This is a genomic window from Paraburkholderia sp. SEWSISQ10-3 4 (genome assembly GCF_030464785.1).
Taxonomy (GTDB): Bacteria; Pseudomonadota; Gammaproteobacteria; order Burkholderiales; family Burkholderiaceae; genus Paraburkholderia; species Paraburkholderia aspalathi.
In genome coordinates this window covers 1-18,807 of sequence record NZ_JALPRI010000018.1, presented here as the reverse complement: position 1 = coordinate 18,807, position 18,807 = coordinate 1, and the positions used below count along the sequence as shown (strand labels likewise).

At 61.2% G+C, this 18,807-nt stretch carries 14 protein-coding genes and 2 pseudogenes; 2 read left to right on the top strand and 14 right to left on the bottom strand.

The window, feature by feature from the left end:
* Positions 1–85: 85 nt before the first annotated feature.
* Positions 86–913, top strand: coding sequence for a hypothetical protein (locus M0D68_RS26640; RefSeq protein ID WP_266225870.1), 828 nt, complete (start codon positions 86–88; stop codon positions 911–913).
* On the opposite strand, the gene M0D68_RS26635 is transcribed toward M0D68_RS26640, so the two are convergent.
* From M0D68_RS26635 to M0D68_RS26575, 13 genes and pseudogenes are all read right to left on the bottom strand, one after another.
* Positions 910–2,148 carry an HlyD family efflux transporter periplasmic adaptor subunit gene (locus M0D68_RS26635; protein WP_266225869.1) on the bottom strand — a complete coding sequence of 413 codons (1,239 nt, stop codon included), beginning with the start codon at positions 2,146–2,148 and terminating at the stop codon, positions 910–912. The genes M0D68_RS26640 and M0D68_RS26635 overlap by 4 nt on opposite strands.
* The gene (locus M0D68_RS26630) at positions 2,149–3,693 is read right to left on the bottom strand and encodes an efflux transporter outer membrane subunit (protein WP_266225867.1); all 1,545 of its coding nucleotides are present in this window, start codon (positions 3,691–3,693) and stop codon (positions 2,149–2,151) included.
* Between the two features lie 152 nt (positions 3,694–3,845).
* A pseudogene (locus M0D68_RS26625) lies at positions 3,846–4,724 on the bottom strand (glycosyltransferase family 2 protein); the annotation flags it as partial.
* A 10-nt stretch (positions 4,725–4,734) separates the two neighbouring features.
* Complete coding sequence (locus M0D68_RS26620; RefSeq protein WP_266225947.1) at positions 4,735–6,246, bottom strand: DHA2 family efflux MFS transporter permease subunit; 1,512 nt, start codon at positions 6,244–6,246, stop codon at positions 4,735–4,737.
* Positions 6,247–6,344: 98 nt separating this feature from the next.
* Entirely contained in the window at positions 6,345–7,670 is a 1,326-nt protein-coding gene (locus M0D68_RS26615; protein ID WP_266225865.1) for a glycosyltransferase, read from the bottom strand.
* Between the two features lie 9 nt (positions 7,671–7,679).
* On the bottom strand, positions 7,680–8,249 hold the full coding sequence (locus M0D68_RS26610) for an isoprenylcysteine carboxylmethyltransferase family protein (protein WP_211707937.1): 570 nt from the start codon (positions 8,247–8,249) through the stop codon (positions 7,680–7,682).
* 149 nt (positions 8,250–8,398) lie between these two features.
* A pseudogene (locus tag M0D68_RS26605) lies at positions 8,399–9,217 on the bottom strand (alpha/beta fold hydrolase); the annotation flags it as partial.
* Between the two features lie 489 nt (positions 9,218–9,706).
* Positions 9,707–10,969 carry a cardiolipin synthase gene (cls, locus tag M0D68_RS26600; RefSeq protein WP_093634828.1) on the bottom strand — a complete coding sequence of 421 codons (1,263 nt, stop codon included), beginning with the start codon at positions 10,967–10,969 and terminating at the stop codon, positions 9,707–9,709.
* A 312-nt stretch (positions 10,970–11,281) separates the two neighbouring features.
* A complete protein-coding gene (locus M0D68_RS26595; protein WP_093634829.1) occupies positions 11,282–11,767 on the bottom strand; it encodes a hypothetical protein in 486 nt (161 codons plus the stop codon).
* A 22-nt stretch (positions 11,768–11,789) separates the two neighbouring features.
* Positions 11,790–12,587 (bottom strand): H-NS family nucleoid-associated regulatory protein, encoded by a 798-nt coding sequence (locus M0D68_RS26590; protein WP_200653997.1) that lies wholly within the window; start codon positions 12,585–12,587, stop codon positions 11,790–11,792.
* 179 nt (positions 12,588–12,766) lie between these two features.
* Entirely contained in the window at positions 12,767–13,105 is a 339-nt protein-coding gene (locus M0D68_RS26585) for a hypothetical protein (protein ID WP_093634831.1), read from the bottom strand.
* A 298-nt stretch (positions 13,106–13,403) separates the two neighbouring features.
* Positions 13,404–14,477 (bottom strand): DUF6765 family protein, encoded by a 1,074-nt coding sequence (locus M0D68_RS26580; RefSeq protein ID WP_308187612.1) that lies wholly within the window; start codon positions 14,475–14,477, stop codon positions 13,404–13,406.
* A gap of 358 nt (positions 14,478–14,835) precedes the next feature.
* The gene (locus M0D68_RS26575) at positions 14,836–15,183 is read right to left on the bottom strand and encodes an FKBP-type peptidyl-prolyl cis-trans isomerase (RefSeq protein ID WP_233465191.1); all 348 of its coding nucleotides are present in this window, start codon (positions 15,181–15,183) and stop codon (positions 14,836–14,838) included.
* Between the two features lie 269 nt (positions 15,184–15,452).
* Here M0D68_RS26575 and M0D68_RS26570 point away from each other — a divergent pair, with 269 nt between their 5' ends.
* Positions 15,453–16,742 carry an NRAMP family divalent metal transporter gene (locus M0D68_RS26570; protein ID WP_266225862.1) on the top strand — a complete coding sequence of 430 codons (1,290 nt, stop codon included), beginning with the start codon at positions 15,453–15,455 and terminating at the stop codon, positions 16,740–16,742.
* A 76-nt stretch (positions 16,743–16,818) separates the two neighbouring features.
* On the opposite strand, the gene M0D68_RS26565 is transcribed toward M0D68_RS26570, so the two are convergent.
* Positions 16,819–17,685: a carbon-nitrogen hydrolase family protein gene (locus tag M0D68_RS26565; protein ID WP_200653999.1), complete on the bottom strand. Its 867-nt coding sequence runs from the start codon at positions 17,683–17,685 to the stop codon at positions 16,819–16,821.
* Between the last annotated feature and the right edge of the window lie 1,122 nt (positions 17,686–18,807).

The following is an 18,807-nucleotide window of genomic DNA, read 5'->3' as shown; positions in this document are numbered from 1 at the left end:
ATGTTGCAACAGTCCGCCGGCGATGTCGTTGCCGGAACTGTTCCGACATCGAGATCGGTTCATCGGCTGCATTGCGATTGGGCGTGTGCCCCGCAAGCGATTGGGTGAAAAGCTTCGGGTCGGCAAATACGAAACCGTACTCGACGAGACTGACGTCGCCGCCTTCGATGCCATCGCGGATACGCTGCTGCATCGCGCGGGAGACACGTTCAGCCTCACGACGCAGGGTTACGACTACCCTTCTCTTGCACGCTGCCCGGCGCTGGAAGAGGATGGACGCTGTGCGATTCACTTCGACGGCAAACCGCTCACGTGCGAAGTAGTCCCGCTCGATCCACTCGTGCCGGATGCGTTGCAACACCTGGTATTGGCCGGACGCAATCAGAGTGCCGCGTATCTCGGCACCGATTGTATTCAGGAAGGCGACCGCGCTGACGGCAAGTTGATGGTCGCAGAAGGCCGCATTGAAGACGAGGCCGCGAGAGATGCACTCGCACGCCGCCGTGAGTCACTCGCAGCCGAAAGTAAGGTATGGGGCAAGGCCGTATTCGAAGCGCTGCGCAAAGAGCTATTCGAGTCGCCCGCCGCGTTGGCGCGCATTCCCGCGGGCGGGTTTCTGAGCATTTCCATCGTGCCGGCGCTATTGGCTGTAGCAGGTGTTTCAGCACGCTGCCGCCAGTTGTCCCTCGACTATATCGACAGCCAGCTCGCGTTGATCGAACGCTCCATTGCACAAGCGCTGCTACGCCGCCGGCTGGATGACCGGCCGATTACGCAGGAATTGCGAGGATTTGCCGGCGCTTATCAACGAGCGAAAACAATTCTTGCCGTACCTGTCCGCCCTGGTGACGAGAGCGGCAATCCGTCTCAAGTATCGAAGGTCGAAGCGTATCTCAGCGGCGCAGATTGCTAGTCAGCAGCACCACCACGGTCACTATTGTCCCGAATGATTTGCGCGATCAGCGCATCCGCATCGCGCGAAACGTTATCGTGAACGCGGGTACTCTGCGCGGCCGCCTGCGTATCGTTGCCGATCAGATGACCGGTGCGCACATGCGTATCCACCGACACCTGCATCGACAGCCCGAGCCGCAACGGATGCGCCGCGAGTTCGGCCGGGTCGAGCGAAATCACGATTGGCACGCGCTGCACGACCTTGATCCAGTTACCGGCGGCGTTCTGCGACGGCAGCATCGAAAACGCACTACCCGTGCCAGCCGAAAAGCCCTCCACGTGCCCCTGATACACCACTTGCGAGCCGTACACATCCGACACGATGCGCACCGGCTGCCCCACGCGCATGCTGCGAATCTGGCCTTCCTTGAAATTCGCCTCGACCCACAGCCGCTCGAGCGGAATGATCGACATGAGTGCGAGCCCCGGCCCGACCTGCTGGCCGATCTGCACCGAACGCTGTCCGACCGTACCGTCGACGGGAGAAACGACCGTGGTGCGTTGCAGATTCCGGTAAGCAAGCCGCAATTGCGCCGCAGCTTGCAAAACCGGCGGGCTGGCTTCGACCGGGAATTTCCCACCGAGCGCGCGTGCAGCGTCGAGCTGGACCTGCGCCGAGGCGAGATTCGCTTGCGCGACGGCTACTGCTTCGCGGGCGCGCGCCAACTCTTCCGGCGACACGACTTCCACTGACGCATGATCGCGCGCCGCCAGCGCACGCTGCGCCAATGCGAGTTCGGCGCGGCGCGCGTCGATCGATTGAACGTAGAGCTTGCGCGAGATCGTCGCGTTGGCCACTTGTCGCACGGCGAGCGTCAGCTGCGCTTTAGCCTGCGCGAACGCGGCGGCCGCTTCGGCGTCGTCGAGTTTCACAAGCGGCTGGCCTGCGCGGACCTGCCGTGTGTTCTCCACCAGAATATCGGTGACCGTGCCTGGTATCTGCGCCGCGATCTGCACGATGTTGCCGGCCACGTAGGCATCGTCGGTCTCTTCGAAGAAGCGCGCGCTTAAGCCCCAGTACGTCAGCCACGCCATACCGGCGAGCGCCGCCACGCCGAAGAAAACGGCAAAGCGCCGCCGGCGCGCCGCCCGTTTCGCATCGTGCGCGTCGCTCGTTATGCCTGCCGCGTTTGCCGGGTTTGCCTGCTCCTCGGTCCAGCCCGCGGCGTGTTGTGCCTGTTTATCGTTGTGCATTCAATCGAAGTGCGTATCCGTGATGCGTGCGTGGGAAGGAAAGGTGGTCTGATAGTGAGAAATCGGTGCGCCGGCCACCTTGCGTACGTCGAAGCCACCGCCGAGCGCGCCGACCAGCGCAACCTGCAGCATTCTGCGGCGGCCCTGTAAATCCACTTGCTGCGCGCGTTCGTCGAGCAAAGACAGGTCGGCCAGCGTCACGTCCTTCTGCATGCCGATACCACGGCGATGCCGCTCTTCAGCAATTGCGACGATATGCGAAGCCGCTTCCACCGCGCGCGTCTGCTCGGTCGCGAGCGTATCGACCGTGCGCAAGGAAGTCAGTTGACGCGCGACCTCACCGAGCGCCTCATCGACAGTCTTGTTATAGAGGCCGACCGCAGCGTCGACGTTGGCGTAATCGCCGCCCAATTGCGCGTGCAAACGGGTCCGGTCGAAAATCGGCAGGGAGATCGCCGGTCCCACCGAGCCGGTCAACGCCGCGCGTGAGAAAAGCGCGCCGGGCGTCAATGCTGTCAGCCCGGCAAACGCCACCAGATTCACGTCGGGATAGAACTGGGCCCGCGTGGCGTCGGTGTTGGCGAGCGCCGCTTCAGCCCGCAAACGCGCCGCTACGATGTCGGGCCGGCGGCCCAGCAGATCGACCGGCAATTGCGCAGGCATCGGCGCATCGGCCGCCGCGGCCAGTTGCGGACGATGAAGCGACAAACCCCGCTCTGCGCCGCGTCCCGTCAACACGCCGATCTGCAACTCAGTCAGCTTGATGCGCTCGTCGTTGAGCGCCTGCTGCGAGGCGAGCCGGCTTCGCTTGAGTATGGCTTCCGCCGAGTCGTACGCGTTATCGATGCCGCGTGCGCCCCGCTCGCGCAACACCGCATCGACCTTATCCGCGGCCTGTTGCTTCTGCAGCAGAATATCCTGCATCGCAAAGGCGCGGTCGAGTTCACAATACAGCGTCACGAGCGCGACCGTCAGCGTGAGCCGCGCCTGCTCCGCATCGATTCGTGCGGCGTCGCGCGTGGACAGCAGACTGCCGGTTAGCGCGGCATTTTTGCCCCATAGGTCGAGCTGGTAGCTTAGGCCCGCGAACAACGCAGCCGGCGACACCACCGGATCATTGAACAACTGCACCGGAATCTGCTGGCCGCCGACAGATACGTTGGCCACGTCGTTCGGCTGCGGCAAGCGGGCCTTGCTCACTGTCGCGCCCGCCGTGCCGGTGAGGCCGGTGAGCGAAGCAAACTGTTCGAGTTGCGCCTGCGCGGCGCCCACCCTCGCCTTGGCGATCCGCAGGTCGGGATTGTTTTGCAAGGCTTCAGCGGTCAGCTCATCCAGTTGCGGATCGCGGTAACGCTTTACCCAATCGGGCGCGGGCCATGCGCCGTTCGCGCCTGGCCCGATGGTCTGCGAAAGTGCATCGGCGGATGGCTTGATCGGTTTGACGTTCGCTTGCAGGCCCGCGTCGCTCACGCAACCGCTCAGCGCTGCTGCAATCAGCAGCGGCGGCAGCAGCAGCGGCAAAGTGCGTGGCTTGGGGAATTGCATAGACCGTCTCATGAGTGCCGGGTAAGAGGCATTGCACGTTCTCCTGCTACCGGCGTATTCATCTCGCCAAGCCTCGCCGGGTTAGTCGCATTAACCAGATTCGCGGTCCTGGTAACTTTGGCCGCGAGTCGCGGACGCGTGCGCTCAAGCGGCCCCATTCGTCCGAAGAACCCATCGAATAGACCCAGTGCTATCGCATTGAGCTTGGCCAGCTTGTCCTTTTCAAGCAGCGCAATCTGCACGATTTGCCAGAGCGTCAGCACGTTCGGTACGATGGCGACCGGCAGGCGCATTCCATACTGCAGCGCAAGCTGCATTGCGTTTCGCGCGCTGTAATAGCGGCGGAAACCGGGGTGATTCATCGTCGTCAATTCCAGAGAACCCAGCTTGTGGCGCCGCCGTGAGCCGATCCGATGCAGCAGTACAAGTGACGGCACCACGTACACCGGTACATTACGCAGCAACGCACGCAGGCAGTATTCGGTGTCGACGTGGTCGATAAAAAGCGTTTCATCGAAACGGCCGAGCCGCGCGAACGCCTCGCGTGAAATCACACAGCCGGACGAAATCAGAAACGCGCAGCGTTGCATCGCGGCGTCGGCGTGTATCGACAGCCGCTCCACCGCCAGACCGCTCGTCGCGAGTTCGGGCAGGAAGCGTTGATCGTTTTCATCGAAGATGCGCGGGCCCGCTAAAAATGCCCGGCCACTCATCGACGTGCACCGGTCGCGCATCACCGCGAAGTAAGCGTCTGGCGCCTCGGAATCCTGGTCGAACAGCGCGACTGCATCCGCGCCTGCGTCGAACAGCGCGCTCAGGCCGCAATTGAAGGCGCCGGCAATGCCGTTGCGATTACCGTGATGCAGCAACGCAACGCCCGCCTCGCCCAACACCATCGCGGCGCGCGCGTCCGGCAACGGCGAGTTGTCGACTACCAGCAGGCGGTCGCACGCCGAACGCATCGCCACCGCGCGCGCGAGCTGCTCTTCACTCGGATGAAACAGGATGATCAATGCGCCCAGGATCGTCATTCGAAGTTCCTCAGTGACCTAAAGCCATCGCCGCGCCGCGCTTCGGACGCGTGAGCCACATCATCGCGGCGAGCACGAGGCAGGTGATGCTTGCCATGTAGAACATGTCGCCGGTCGCCATCATGTAGGCCTGTTGCTGCACGACGTGATGCAAGGTGGCGAGTTCGCGCGCGCCGTCGATGCCCATGCCGTGCAGACCCTGAACGAAGCGCTGCGTATTGCCGGACGATTTCGTCACGGACTGCGCGACGACGTCGTAGTGATATAGCGCGCGGTTATCCCATAGCGTGACGCTCATCGCCGTGCCGAACGCCGCCGACAGCGTGCGCAAAAAATTCGACAGACTCGAGGCCGCGGCAAGCTTGTCGTCGGACACGCGCGAGAGCGTTGCAGCGGTCAACGGAATGAAGAAGCACGGCAAGCCGATGCCCTGAATCAGACCCGGGGTGATGATCTGCGTGAAGGTCATGGTCAGTGTGAAATGCGCATCCCACCACAGCACGCCCGCGAATACGAGAAAGCCGAAAGTCGCGAGCACGCGCGCGTCGAAGCGGGCCGCATAAATGCCGACCAGAATCGAGAACACCAGCGCGAGCACGCCAAGCGGCGCGGTGGCGAGTCCGGCCTGGTACGCGGTGTAGCCCATCACGGCCTGCAGCCAGAGCGGAAAGATCACGCCGACTACCGAGAAGCTCATCATGCCGAGCGAAATGATCAACACGCAGAACGAAAACGTGCGATCGCGGAACAGGCTCAGATCGATCACCGGATGCCGTTCGCCCGCCTCCCAGATCAACAGCGACACGATCGCCAGGCCGGCGATGATCGCGAGCGTCAGGATCAAAGGCGAATCGAACCAGCCGCGGTCGTGACCGAGATCCAGCACCGTCTGCAGCGAGCCGACGCCGACGACCAGCAAGATAATGCCGGGCAGATCAATCGGCACCGCCTTGCCAACGGGTGCATCGCGGCGCAGCAGCGTCATGCACACCGCAAACGAAAAGATGCCGATCGGCAGATTGATGAGGAAGATCCACGGCCACGAAAAGTTGTCGATGATCCAGCCACCCACTACCGGGCCGAAGATCGGCGCGAGCAGCACCGTCATCGCCCACAGCGCGAGTGCCACGACGCGTTTATCCGGTGGGAAGGTCCGTAGCAGGATCGTTTGGGAGAGCGGTACCATCGGCCCGGAGAAAAGCCCCTGCAATGCCCGGCATACAACCAGAAGATGAAAGTCGCCTGCTATGCCGCATAGCAGCGACGTCAACGTGAAAAGGATCACCGCGCCTAGGAACAGCCGCGTTTCGCCGACCCGCCTCGAGAGCCAGCCCGTCAAAGGCACGGCGATGGCGGCGGCCACGGAGTACGAACTGATCACCCACGTGCCCTGGCTGTTGGACACGCCAAGGCCGCCGGAAATCGCCGGTACCGCAACGTTGGTTACCGTCGAATCCAGGACTTCGATAAACGTGGCCAGCGACAACGCGAACGTCAGCAAGGCGAGCCGCGCACCGCGCATGCCGGGTGTGCTGCGCTCGCCGGCGGGGCCAATGCCGGAGCCGACGCCGTGCGCCTCGTCAGCCGACGCAGCGTGCTTCGGCAATGGCGTGGCGGCGCTCATGCGCTATGCCCGCTGTCTGCAAGTGCCGGCATAGACACGCGGCCGAGGCTTTGCGCGCGCACGCCGGCGGGCACGAAACTTTCGATATACCGTGCGGCCGCCTCGCAGCCATCCGGCGACGACGCAAGCCGGTCCTGCACGCGTCCGCACTGCGTCGCGATCGACGGGCTGCCGAGCACATGTTTCAACGCACGCGCAAGCGCCTGCGGCTCCAGTGGCTTATCGAGCCGAACGCCGCAACCGCTCACGACGACACGCTGCGCGTTATCGAACTGATCGTGCGCGAACGGCGTCACCACTTGCGGAATGCCGGCAGCATACGCGAGCGCCGCGGTGCCGATGCCGCCGTGATGCACCAGCGCCCGGCAGCGCGGCAACAGCTTTTGCAGCGGTACGTAACGCCGCTTGAGCAGCATGCCCTGTGCGTCTGTCTGCGCATCTGTTTGGGCGGCTGGCGCATCCGGCGTCAAAAGAATCCCGCGCAACCCGCTTTCCGCCAGCGCCGCGCTCACTGCATCCGTGTAGCGCGCCTGATCGATCAAGGTCGAACCCGCGGTGAAAACCACCGGCCGCTCGCCCGCGGCGAGAAAGGCTTCGAGTTGGGGATCGGGCGCCTGCACGCCCGTGTCGTTGAACAGCGGAAAACCACTGAGGCAACGCGGCGACGGCCAATCCGGCTGAGCTTGCGCGAACCAGTCAGGAAAGAGACACAGCACACCATCGGTCGAATGCAGCCACTCGCCGAAAATGCGGCGCGCCGGTGCGAGCCCCAGTTCCACGCGCAACGCGTTCAATGCGGGGCCGCAGATCTTGTCGAGTACGTGGCGCTCGATCAGTCGCAGCAGCGCCGTTTTTAGAGCCAATGGCAAGCCGCGCGGAATGGTCAACCGTGGATGGGTAGGCGGCGCATGCGCGGAGAGCAGCGTCGACGGCGAGACCTGCACCGATACGAACGGCACCCGATACAGCTCCTGCATCAACCGCGCGGAAAAAGCCCACAACGTGCCGACCAGCACGGTGTCGCTATCGGTCAACGCAGCCAGCGTATCGAAATGCGGACGCAGCGTAGGCGCTATCACCGCCCATAGCGTGCGGAATGACGTACGCGGATGCCATAGCGCCGGGTTAGCCATCGCCGCTTCATATTCGGCGGCGGTGCCGATCGGTACGAATGCGAAACCCTGGCGCGAGGCGGCCTCCGCGAACGGCGGATGCGTGCAGAAGACAATCTCGTGACCGCGCGCGGCTAATGCCGCGCCGATGCCGAGCAAAGGATGCACGTCGCCCGCCGAGCCGATCGCGGTGATGATGACTTTCGCCATTCAGGTCGCTCAGAAGAGACCGGGAATCAGCGCGGCGACGTCGCGGCGATATTGCGAATACGCACGGCCGAAGTGACCCGTCAGCCAACTCTCCTCGACCCGGACCTTGTACGCCAGCGAGGCGAAAATCAGCACTAGCCCAGCCACGCCACGCCATTGCGCGCCGATCAGCACAGCACCGAGAAGCGCCAGCAGGCAGCCGGTATAGATCGGATGACGAACCAGTCCATAGGGTCCGCTGCGCACCAGCTCGTGGTCTTCCTTCAGCGTGACCGAGACGCTCCAGTTGGTGCCGAGATGCAGCCGCGCCCAAACGGAAAACGCAAGGCCAGCTAACAGCACGGCCAAGCCCATCAGCTGCAGCGGCCCGATCGCATGCGGATCGAAGGACAACGCCGCTGTGTTGAAGTCCGGCAGGATGATCAGTGCGCCTCCGCCGATCAACGGAATCGACTGCAACGTGCGCGACAGAGACGCTTCCTTGCGCGCGGTTTCCTTGACGCGGTTCGACGTCGCGATCCAATACAGCAGCCACAGCGTCCACGGTACGACGATAGTGATGCTCTGAGCGATATTCATGGTGTTTCGACCTGTTGGAACGAGTGATCGGCGGTGGCTTGCAACGCGACGTTCGCGATGGCGGGTTGTTGCACCGGCATGGCGGACGTGCGGGCGGCGAACGTGTCGAAACCATCGAGCCCACGGGCTGGCGCCTGGACCCGCGCGGCGCCGAAGTAATCGAAAATGGCCGTCCGAACCTGGCGCAGTGCGGCCCGCCCTTCGAGATCGAGGAAATGCCCGGCCTGCTCGATCGTGAGAAACTCGGCGCGCTTCAGATGCGCGCTAAGCGAGCGGGCGTCCTCAGGCGTGGTGTAGTCGTCGAGCTCGCCGTTGAGGAATTTCAGGCCGCACTCGATGTTGCGGAACTCGTGCAGATAGTCCTCTGGACGGATAGCCAGAATCTGGTCGACGTGAAAGGCCACCTGGTCCTGCTCATCGCGTGGCAGCGTGGAGAGGTAGCGGTAGTTATAGAGCTTCATGATGCGCGGCAGATGCTGCCCAACGGTATCGTTGAGCAGTTGCGCGGCCTTCAGATTTTCGCCGGCGGCGATGTGGTCGCGCGCCGCGGTCACATACGCGGTCATCGCTGCGTTGAGCCGCGGCGAGAACGACGCAATCACCGCGCGCCTCACGCTGGTGCGCGCCCGCGAGAGCGCCAGCAGCGACGCCACTCCGCCCCACGACACCGATAACAGGAAGCTCGGCTCGAATAAGCCTATTAGATGCAGCAGAATGTCGACTTCATCGTCTTTTGTCAGAACGAAGTCGCACACGTTATGCGTTTTCGATTGACCCGCATAAGGTAAATCGAAACAAATTGGGTTATAGCGTTCGCCGAGGTATTTGATTGTCTGTCCGAACGACGCCGTGGTGGCCAGCGCGCCGTTGATCAGAATGACACTCTCGAAGGCCGGATCGAATACGTGACGTTCAACGTAGACTTTCAGGCCCGCCGGTAGCGGAACAAGGAGTTTTTCGATGGGCATGGCGTATTCGCATGCACTTGCGCAACGCAAATGCGTACCGATACCGCGCCCGCACTCGCGGACGCCTTGCGGCCGTACTACCGGGGATCAGGCCCATGCGATTTGCCTTTAAGTACCATTACGTACCCTTACGCTGGCAAATCCGATCCGCGACGACCGCTGCTGCACCGAAAACACGTACCACTCGACGTGATACCTGCCGGCTCTTCGTGACGCGCGCCTGAACTCAGGTCCGCTTCAATCGAGCGTTCGATGCCTCGTAATATATTTATATGTAATTTCGAATGCGTTGCTTCAATCTCTACAGCACGCCATTCGTTGCTGTCACTCTGCCCTCACTGCGTGAAGACTTCATGTCAATATACGATGTCGGAAAGCTTTTTAACATGTTTCAAAAATAAAAGCTAAAAAAAGTCATTGAGCATATGTTCGAAATGGGCGGGAAAATGTTATTGAAAGGAAACAGCAGCGCGTTGCGCAGTCATCGCATCACAGCTGCGTATCCAGCAGCGACGCAAACTTCTCGATCAGCTTCTCCGGAAACGGCCGTCGCAGCCACGCGTCGAGTGTGACCTGGTGCGACTGTCTGATGTCGTCTGCGAAGGTTGCGGTTTGCTGCTTCGCGAAGTCGTGGTCGTAGATATTCAGGTTCGCTTCGTCGTTGAGTTTGAACGAGCGGCTATCGAAATTGGTGGAGCCGACCGAGACCAGGTACTCGTCCACCACCAGCAACTTGCAATGAAACATGGTCGGCTGATACTCGAACATCTCGACACCCGCTCGCAGCAAGTTGCCCCAACAGGCACGCGACGCTTCGCGCACGGTATGGGTGTCGATACGTTTTCCGGGCGTGAGGATCTGTACTTTCACACCGCGCTTTGCCGCCTCGACGATCGCATTGATTGTCAGCTTGTCCGGTACAAAGTAGGCACTCGCCAGATGAATAGAGCGGGTTGCCGCGGTGATCGCCATCAGATACATCAACTGCATGTCATCGCTGCCGCCTGAAGGCGAACTGCTGAACATATGCGCGAGGCCGTCACCAACGCCTTCAACTTCCGGAAAGTAGTCGGGCCCATGCAGCACATTGCCGGTCGCTTTAACCCAGTTGTCCATGAACACGGCCTGCATGTGGCCAACCACCGGGCCGGCCACACGAAAATGAGTATCGCGCCAATGTTTTTCGTCTTGTGCGTGGCCGGTCCACTCCGGTGCAATGCCCACGCCGCCGGTAAAGCCGATGTGTCCGTCAATCACCAGCAGCTTGCGGTGAGTGCGATCGTTCATTCGCCCGAGACCGGTCCAATGCGGCTTGTGATACTGGATCACTTCCGCGCCCGCATCTTGAAGCATGTTCAGATAACGCTTATCCATTTTCGACGAGCCCACCCAATCGAGCAGCACATGCACGGCGACGCCTTCGCGTGCTTTGTCCGCCAGTGCGCTGGCGATCTGCTCGCCTATCTCGCCGGACCAGTAAATGAAGGTTTCAAACGTGATGGTTTTACTTGCGGAGCGGATGCCTTCGAGCATCGACGGAAAGATATGTTCGCCGTTCAGCAACATCTCGAAGCGGTTTCCGGACAGTACGGGCGGCCCGAGCAGCAGGCCCATTGAACGGAGAAACTGCGGGTCGTCACTCGTATAAAGCCGTTCGATCTTGTGTTCGATCTTCTTTTCGCCACTCGACAGATTGGCAATCACCAATATGATGACGAGCGTGACAAAGGCGGTAATTGGAATCGTCAGCATGCGTGGCCTCGATGCTAATCGGCAGGATGCGGCGGGCAAGCACCCTGCAGTTCGTGGTTTGCCGTTTGGCGGGCACGCCGGGACCTTAAGCCCGGGTTCTTACTACCTGGGCAGGACGCATTGCGCGTGCCCGTTGCCAGGACCGTGTTTTGCTACATAGTGTGCCGATTGACTGGAGGGGCAGGCATTGGAACGCCCGAACGCTGCGCGAGGCGAGCGTTCAGGCGATGGGACAGACTGGAAAGAGGTCGCGTCACCCAGCGGCAATGAACGCCAACAAGCAGCAACAAGCGGCAATAACCGCCAGGAAGATTAGCGGACCAGCGAGAAGGCTTCCCGCCAGGCAATCTCACCCGCGCCGTACACGCCGACCACCGTATAGTCCGACGCCACGCATTCGAACGTCGCACCCTGAAACGTGATGACGAAATGGCGTTGCAAAGGACCAGGCGACGTAACGGCCGAAATCTCAGCGGCCAACGACGAATTCATGACTTCGTGAACCGAGTACCCACTGAGTCCTTGCGACGCGAGTGGATGTATCTCGAGATCGCCGTCACCGGGCGGCCCAAGACGATGAAACACGGCGTCGGGAAATAGCACCGTGCAAAATGGATCGTCGTCGGAATCGAATGGTCCGAACCGTTCGAAGTCGGATTCAGCAATCGGATAAGCCAGAATCACCCGGCGGTCGCTGGCGACAATGAATGGTTCGGCGGCGTCGGCTGCCGGGTGAGGAACGGAATCCAGCAGGACGACATGGTCCTCCTGCTGGGGTACTTCGAGCATGCTGGTCATCTACTTCGCGACTCCGTTGCGCTCACGCGCCGGCTTGCACTGACGAGGTTTGCGGTGCTGCGGCGGCGCTCGTCGCGCCGGCCTTGCGTTTAGCACCCGCCTTGCGGCCCGCCGCTTTCCTGGCCGTTGCCGTTTTCTTCACAGCAGTCTTCTTTGCCGCGGCTTTCTTCGCAGCGGGCTTGGCCGCGCTTTTCTTTGCTACAGCTTTCTTAGTGGCCGCGGTACCTTTCTTCGCCACTGCCTTTTTCGCCGTCACAACTTTTTTGGCAGCGGCATTGCTGGTAGCCGAAGCGCCATCGATCAGAAATCTGGTGCGGTCCTTGACCGTGGCGAGCCATGCCGGCGCCGGGCCGCGTCCACTCCAGGTCGCTCCAGTTTTCGGATTGAGGTACTTGGGCGGCTGTGCGCCTTTGGGCTGACCTTTACTTTTGCCCTTGGCCTGAGTAACCGCTGCCTTTGCCGCGGACTTCAGTTCGCTTGCGCCTTCAATCAGGAATTGAGTCCGGTCTTTCACGGCGGCAATCCAGGCCGGTGCACGCCCGTGACCTGTCCATGTCGCGCCCGTTTTATGGTCGCGGTACTTCGGCAGCGACTTACCTGCGCCAGCGGCTTTTGCTTTGCCACCTGCAGCATGGCCATTCAAGCCGCGCGCGGCGCGTCTCGCCTTTGCCTTTGCTTCGATATCTGCGGTAGTGAGACCGTGCTTGAGCATCAGCTCGCGAATCTGGTCGACCGCAACTTGTGCTTTCCTGGCAATAAGGACGTCAGCTTGCGCCTGGAGCTTCTTAAGCTTTGCTTGGATTTGCTCTAACGTGGGCATTTGATTGCTCCTTATGTGGTAATCGATCGAACTATGCCATGAATAGCGCGAGAAAGGCAGATCTATGCAACTATAAAGGCATCAGGTTTACACGGGAATGCATCCCGTGGAGTACGAACCTTTCGAGCTCACTACTCGATAACCGCATTCCTTAACCTTTCCAATTGCCGGCCAGTCACTCAAATAGGAGTAAAAACGACAACCTGGCGGTCAGCGATATACCTCACACTGCGCATGAACCGGTACTGCTGATCGTCGGCAGTTATCCGGTTGAGTCCCAACTGCGTCAATGCAAGCATCTCGTCGGCCTGGAAGGCGGCCACTACACCGTGATCAGTCAAATCCTCCAACGTGCCGGACGGATTGCCGACATAGATACTGCGCACCTGCGTGCCGATCCGCATCAGAACCACGCTTTCTCCCTCGTCGAGCGCCAGTTCGAGATAGGTGGCAAGCGTTCGTAATGAATCCGGCGTGCAAGCCTGGGCCTGATAGATTGCAGCATTCGATGGCGTCATTTCTGTTTCCCCGTCACCCATGTCAAAAGAAGCCGGCCGCCGTGCAATGCGGCAATAGCCGCTTCTACTATAGGCAAGCATCCGGAGATTCAAAGGGCGGCAGTTCATTTTTTTGCCGGTAAGCCCACGTTACCAATCTCGCAGCGCTGTTTCATCTATGATTGATGCGCACGCGAGCGGCGCGAACGCCGCGAATGGTGTGAACATGAATGGCGTCGCGCGCAATGGCGCGAGCACGAATGGCATGAATGCGGCCGCTGGGGCGGCTATTGAAATAACGCGCAAAAGCGTCCTCTTTTCAGGCGATCCGCAATCCGTGAGCCGGCAGAATCTCCTGCGTAATTACAAAACGGTGCTCTTTGACGGCGTCGTGAAAGCGCCGGTAATCACTTTTCTCAAAGATGTCGCTCCACCGGGGGCGGTCCCCGCTATCGTCATCGGACTGCAAACCGGTGGCCTTATATTTCCAGGAGCCGAGCCCCTTGGCCACATAGTCCGGAACCGACTCTGACAGGCCTGGAATGACGTCGGTTTTCACCGCTTCGCAAATGGTCTGCAGGCGCTTGTTGTCGTCCAGATTCCGATTGGTGTCGAGAAGCTTCGTGAGTGCGGTTTTGACATCTTCCGGCAGGCCTGGCTGGGATTCAAAATCTTCCCGTCCCGCGACATAGCCGCGCACCGCACGGCAAGTCATCTCGGCCGCCTGCATGAACTCCGGCAGATTGTGCCTGTCGACGCGCTCATTTCTACCGTCGGTGTAATGCCATTTTGCCCACGGCTGATCGGGATAGTGCAAAGCGGCCCCATGACCGACAGGCAGTGCAAGCGTCAGCACATCTTCCTCGACGTGTTCGACCAGATGCCGGGTTGCGCGGGTAAGACGGGCAAGCCAGCTTTCCTTCGTGCAATCTTCCGCCTCCAGCATATGAACGCGATTCATCGGGCTTTCGATACCGGCGAAGCCCTGGTGGGCCCACGTATCGACGTACGCGTGAAGCGTCACACCCAGGCGGTGCAATGCCGTATCGGCGCCCCGCTGCCGGATCGCCCGGCGCACCACCTCGCGAGCAACTGCGCTATCCGGCCGGCACACCGCCTTCTCTTCGAGCGTATCCCCCTCGCCGGCAGGCAGAAAATGAAATGGCGTCCACACCAGACGGTTCTGGTCGTCTTCCGTATTGGTGTAATCGAATAGCTTGTGCGCCGTAGCAAAGCGCTCGAATGTCTCGCCGCCGGCAAAACGCAGTATTCCTGAAGTGGTCGCGTCGTCGACATACTGGCAGGCATGGGCCACCGTGAGCGCCTCGGCGGGCGCCATCCCGCCGATACGGGCGACGATATAGACCACCCCGTAGTGAAAGTCGATATTCATGGAAAACGCTCCTGAGGCGCGACGAATGACGAATGACGGCTAGATATTCCGGAATGCGCAAAGCGGCGATTGCAGTGTCGCTGCACGCGCAGAGGGTAAACGACCGAGTGCAACAGGACTTAAAAAAGAATGCCACTACTTTTAGGGGAACACATACGCCACGCCCGCCGACCGAAGCGAGAACTTCTTTCCTTTCAGGAAATCCCGTTGATCGTGAATACGTCAGGTTAGATCACCGCGAGAGCGGCGCGGTTTTTATCACAGATAGATTTCAGTGGGCAAATGCAGTGCCCTGAAAAAGAAAAACCCCGCTTCGATCTCCGGAGCGGGGTTCAGTCTCAGCGCACTTCGCGCGGTATTACTTGACGATACCTACGAGTTCGACTTCAAACGTCAGGTCGCTATTCGGGGGAATCGGGCCTACTCCGCGCTCGCCATAGGCCGTGGCCGACGGGCAGGTCAGCTTGGCCTTCTCGCCGACCTTCATCTTTTGCACGCCTTGCGTCCAGCACGGAATCACGCGATTGAGCGGGAAGGTTGCCGGACCGCCATGCTTCGCCGAGCTATCGAACTCGGTGCCGTTAGCGAGCGTGCCGCGATAGTTGACCTTGACGACATCGTCTGCGGCCGGCTGGGCGCCCGTGCCCTGCGTAAGATGTTCAACGATGACGCCGGAAGGCAGTTTCTCAGTGGTGGAAGCGGCCATCGCCGTCGAAGAAAGAACAGCCGCGGCGACCAAAGCAACGATAGATTTCAAAGCGAGTCTCCAGGTGGGTAATGCGTGTCATTGTAGCGGATGACATGTTGCAGGCCGTTGACCGCCGATGCTGGGCAATCACAGGCGCAAAGGCAGTTGAGCGGCAGAGTCCGTGGCACAGAGAATGCTACTTCCTGACGAGCGGCACGTAGGGTCGCCCCGGCGCGCACGCGCGCTTTGCAAGTGACTCAATACGGTTCCTTTCGCAGGCGGATGCCATGACTACTGAAAACCTGGAACCGGAACTTGTCGTCGAAGATATCGGCGAACGCTCCTGGATGAAGCGGCTCGGTCCCGGTCTGATTACCGGCGCCGCCGACGACGATCCGAGCGGCATCGCCACCTATTCGCAGGCCGGCGCGCAATTCGGCTTTGGATTGCTATGGACGTTGCTGATCACCTACCCGCTGATGGTGTCGATACAACTTGTCAGTGCCCGCATGGGACGGGTGACGGGCAGCGGACTCGCAACCAATTTGCGCCGCCACTACCCCGCTCCGCTTTTGTATCTCGCGGTACTGGTGCTGCTCGCGGCCAACACCATCAATATCGCGGCCGATCTCGCGGCAATGGGCGCCGCCGCAAAACTGGTGATCGGCGGCCCGGTCCAACTCTACGTCGCGTTGTTCGGCACGGCCTCCCTGCTGATGCAGGTATTCATTCCCTACGAACGCTACGCGAGCATTCTGAAATGGCTGACACTCACGTTGTTCGCTTACGTCGCCATCATCTTCGTGATTCCGATTGATTGGAAAGCAGTCGGACTGAGCATCGTGAAACCGCCGGTTCAACTGTCCGGCGGTTATCTGACGACCGTGGTTGCGGTACTCGGGACGACCATCAGCCCGTATCTCTTCTTCTGGCAGGCATCGCAGGAAGTCGAGGAGATCCGCTCGAATCCCGCGCAGCAATCGCTTTTGCGCGCACCGATGCAGGCGGCCGCACAACTGAAGCGAATCAACATGGACACGTGGGTCGGCATGGCCGTTTCGAACGGCGTGGCGTTTTTCATCATGCTTACTGCCGCCGCCACGCTACACGCGCATCACGTCGAAGTGAAAACCACCGCCGATGCCGCCAGTGCGCTCAAGCCGATTGCCGGCAACCTGGCGTTTGCGCTGTTTAGCCTCGGCATTATCGGCACGGGTCTGCTGGCGTTGCCGGTGCTGGCGGGTTCGGCCGCCTACGCGGCTGCGGGCACGATGAAATGGCGCAATAGTCTGGCGTTACAGGTACGTCTGGCGAAGCAGTTTTATGGCGTGGTCGCGGTGGCGATTCTCGGTGGTATTGCGCTCACATTCATGCGGCTCGACCCGATCAAAGCGCTGTATTGGAGCGCGGTAATCAATGGCGTCGCAGCGGTTCCGATCATGGTGCTCGTGATGGTGATGGCGGCCAGCCCCAAGGTGATGGGCCAGTTCGTCGTGACCGGCTGGTTGCGCTGGCTCGGCTGGATCGCTACCGCAGCAATGGGACTCGCTGCGGCCGGCATGTTCTGGCCGGGATGATTGCTCGCGTGAACTTATTCGACATCCACGCCGAGTGACGGTAACGGCACGCTTTGTGATCTTGCCGCGCGTGCGGTTAATCCAGACGATGCACTACGTACTCACCCGCTGTCTCAGCGACGTGCGCCTTGAAGTCCGCGAGCATTGTTTCGCGCTCCCGGACATCGGCCAGCACAGTTGGATCGAGTAGCGCGGTAATCACTTCCTCGCGATCGCGGCTCGCTTCCGTCACGACGTCGCCATACGGGCCCCAGATCGCGCTCGCGCCGCACGTTTCCCAGCCGCCTGTAGTGCCGACGTGATTCGACAAGAGCACGTACAGGGTGTTGTCAAAAGCACGCGCGGGAAACCAGATGCGCGACTGATGATAGCCAGTCTTCACGCTGAAGAGCGCGCTCACCAGGTAAGCGTGCGCGCCGTTTACAGCGGCGTTGCGCGCGTGCTCAGGAAAACCGGAGTCGTAGCACACGCCGAGCGCGAGCCGCCAGCCGTCGATCTCAAGCATGCAGCCTTGCAAGCCGGCCTGATAGATCTTTGTCTCGCCGCTGTAGAGATGCTGCTTGTGATACGACTCGATCAGCTCGCCTGCGCGGTTGAACACTAGCGACGAAATATGAAGGCCGTCCACGTTGCCTATGCCGCGTGTCGCCGCACCGACGATTACGGCGATCTCGCGCTCGCGGCAAACTTCGCGAATCGGTTCGAGCCGCGCGTCGTGTTCGTCGAAAGCGTATTTCGCGGGGTCGCCGGCAATCAGGTCAGGTTCGTAGCCGCTTAGGAATTTCTCGGGGAAGACCACCAGTTTCGCGCCGCGGTCGGCGGCGATGTTGGTCAGTTCGACCGTTCTGGCGATGTTCGCCGTGACGTCGCCGGACACCGGTTGCGCTTGCGCCGCCGCAATTCGCAATGGTGCTTGCGGCAGCGAGACCTGTTTGTTGTTCAACGCAGACTCCGTTTTGCGCAATGCGCAACGTTGTAAATGGACTGATGCGGTGTGGCCGCCGGGGGTTGGCTTTGGCGTTTTATGCGGTGAGCGTGACCCGGTATTTAATCATGGACGGCACTTTATCAGGCGGAGGTTGTTTGCGTTTTCGTGGGTCGCGTCGGGGGGATGTTTTTCGAACTTTAGAAGGCGGGTAATTGAAGCGGCGCGGGCGGCCGTTTGTCGGCCGCCCGCGCGCTAAGGATTGCAAGATGCATTAGTGGCCGTTGCCGTGGCCGCCGCCGTAACCGCCACCATGGCCGCCACCGCCGCCGAAGCCCCCACCGAAACCGCCGCCATGGCCCTGGCCGCTGCTGCCTTTGCCGCCGTCGCCGTGACCGCCGTCGCCATGGCCACCATCGCCTTTGCCACCGTCGCCCTTGCCACCGTCGCCCTTGCCACCGTCGCCCTTGCCACCGTCTCCATGGCCACCGTTGCCATGACCTCCATCGCCGTGGCCACCGTCGCCGTGGCCACCGTCACCTTTGCCACCATCTCCATGGCCACCGCTTCCATGACCGCCGTCGCCGTGACCGCCATCGCCATGGCCACCGCTGCCATGACCACCGTCACCATGACCGCCATCGCCGTGGCCGCCATCACCATGGCCACCGTCACCATGACCGCCATCGCCGTGACCGCCATCACCATGGCCACCGCTGCCATGACCGCCATCTCCATGACCACCGTCACCATGACCACCGCTGCCATGACCGCCATCGCCATGACCTCCGTCGCCATGACCTCCATCGCCGTGGCCACCATCACCATGGCCACCGTCGCCATGGCCGCCATCTCCATGACCACCGTCACCATGACCACCATCACCATGACCACCGTCACCATGACCGCCGTCGCCATGGCCGCCATCTCCATGACCACCGTCACCATGACCGCCGTCGCCATGGCCGCCATCTCCATGACCACCGGACNCGCCACCATGACCGCCGTCGCCGTGACCGCCGTCGCCATTTCCGCCCGTCCCACCACCGCCTGTTCCACCTCCGCCTGTTCCACCTCCGCCTGTTCCACCACCGCCCGTCCCACCACCGCCCGTCCCACCTCCGCCCGTCCCACCACCGC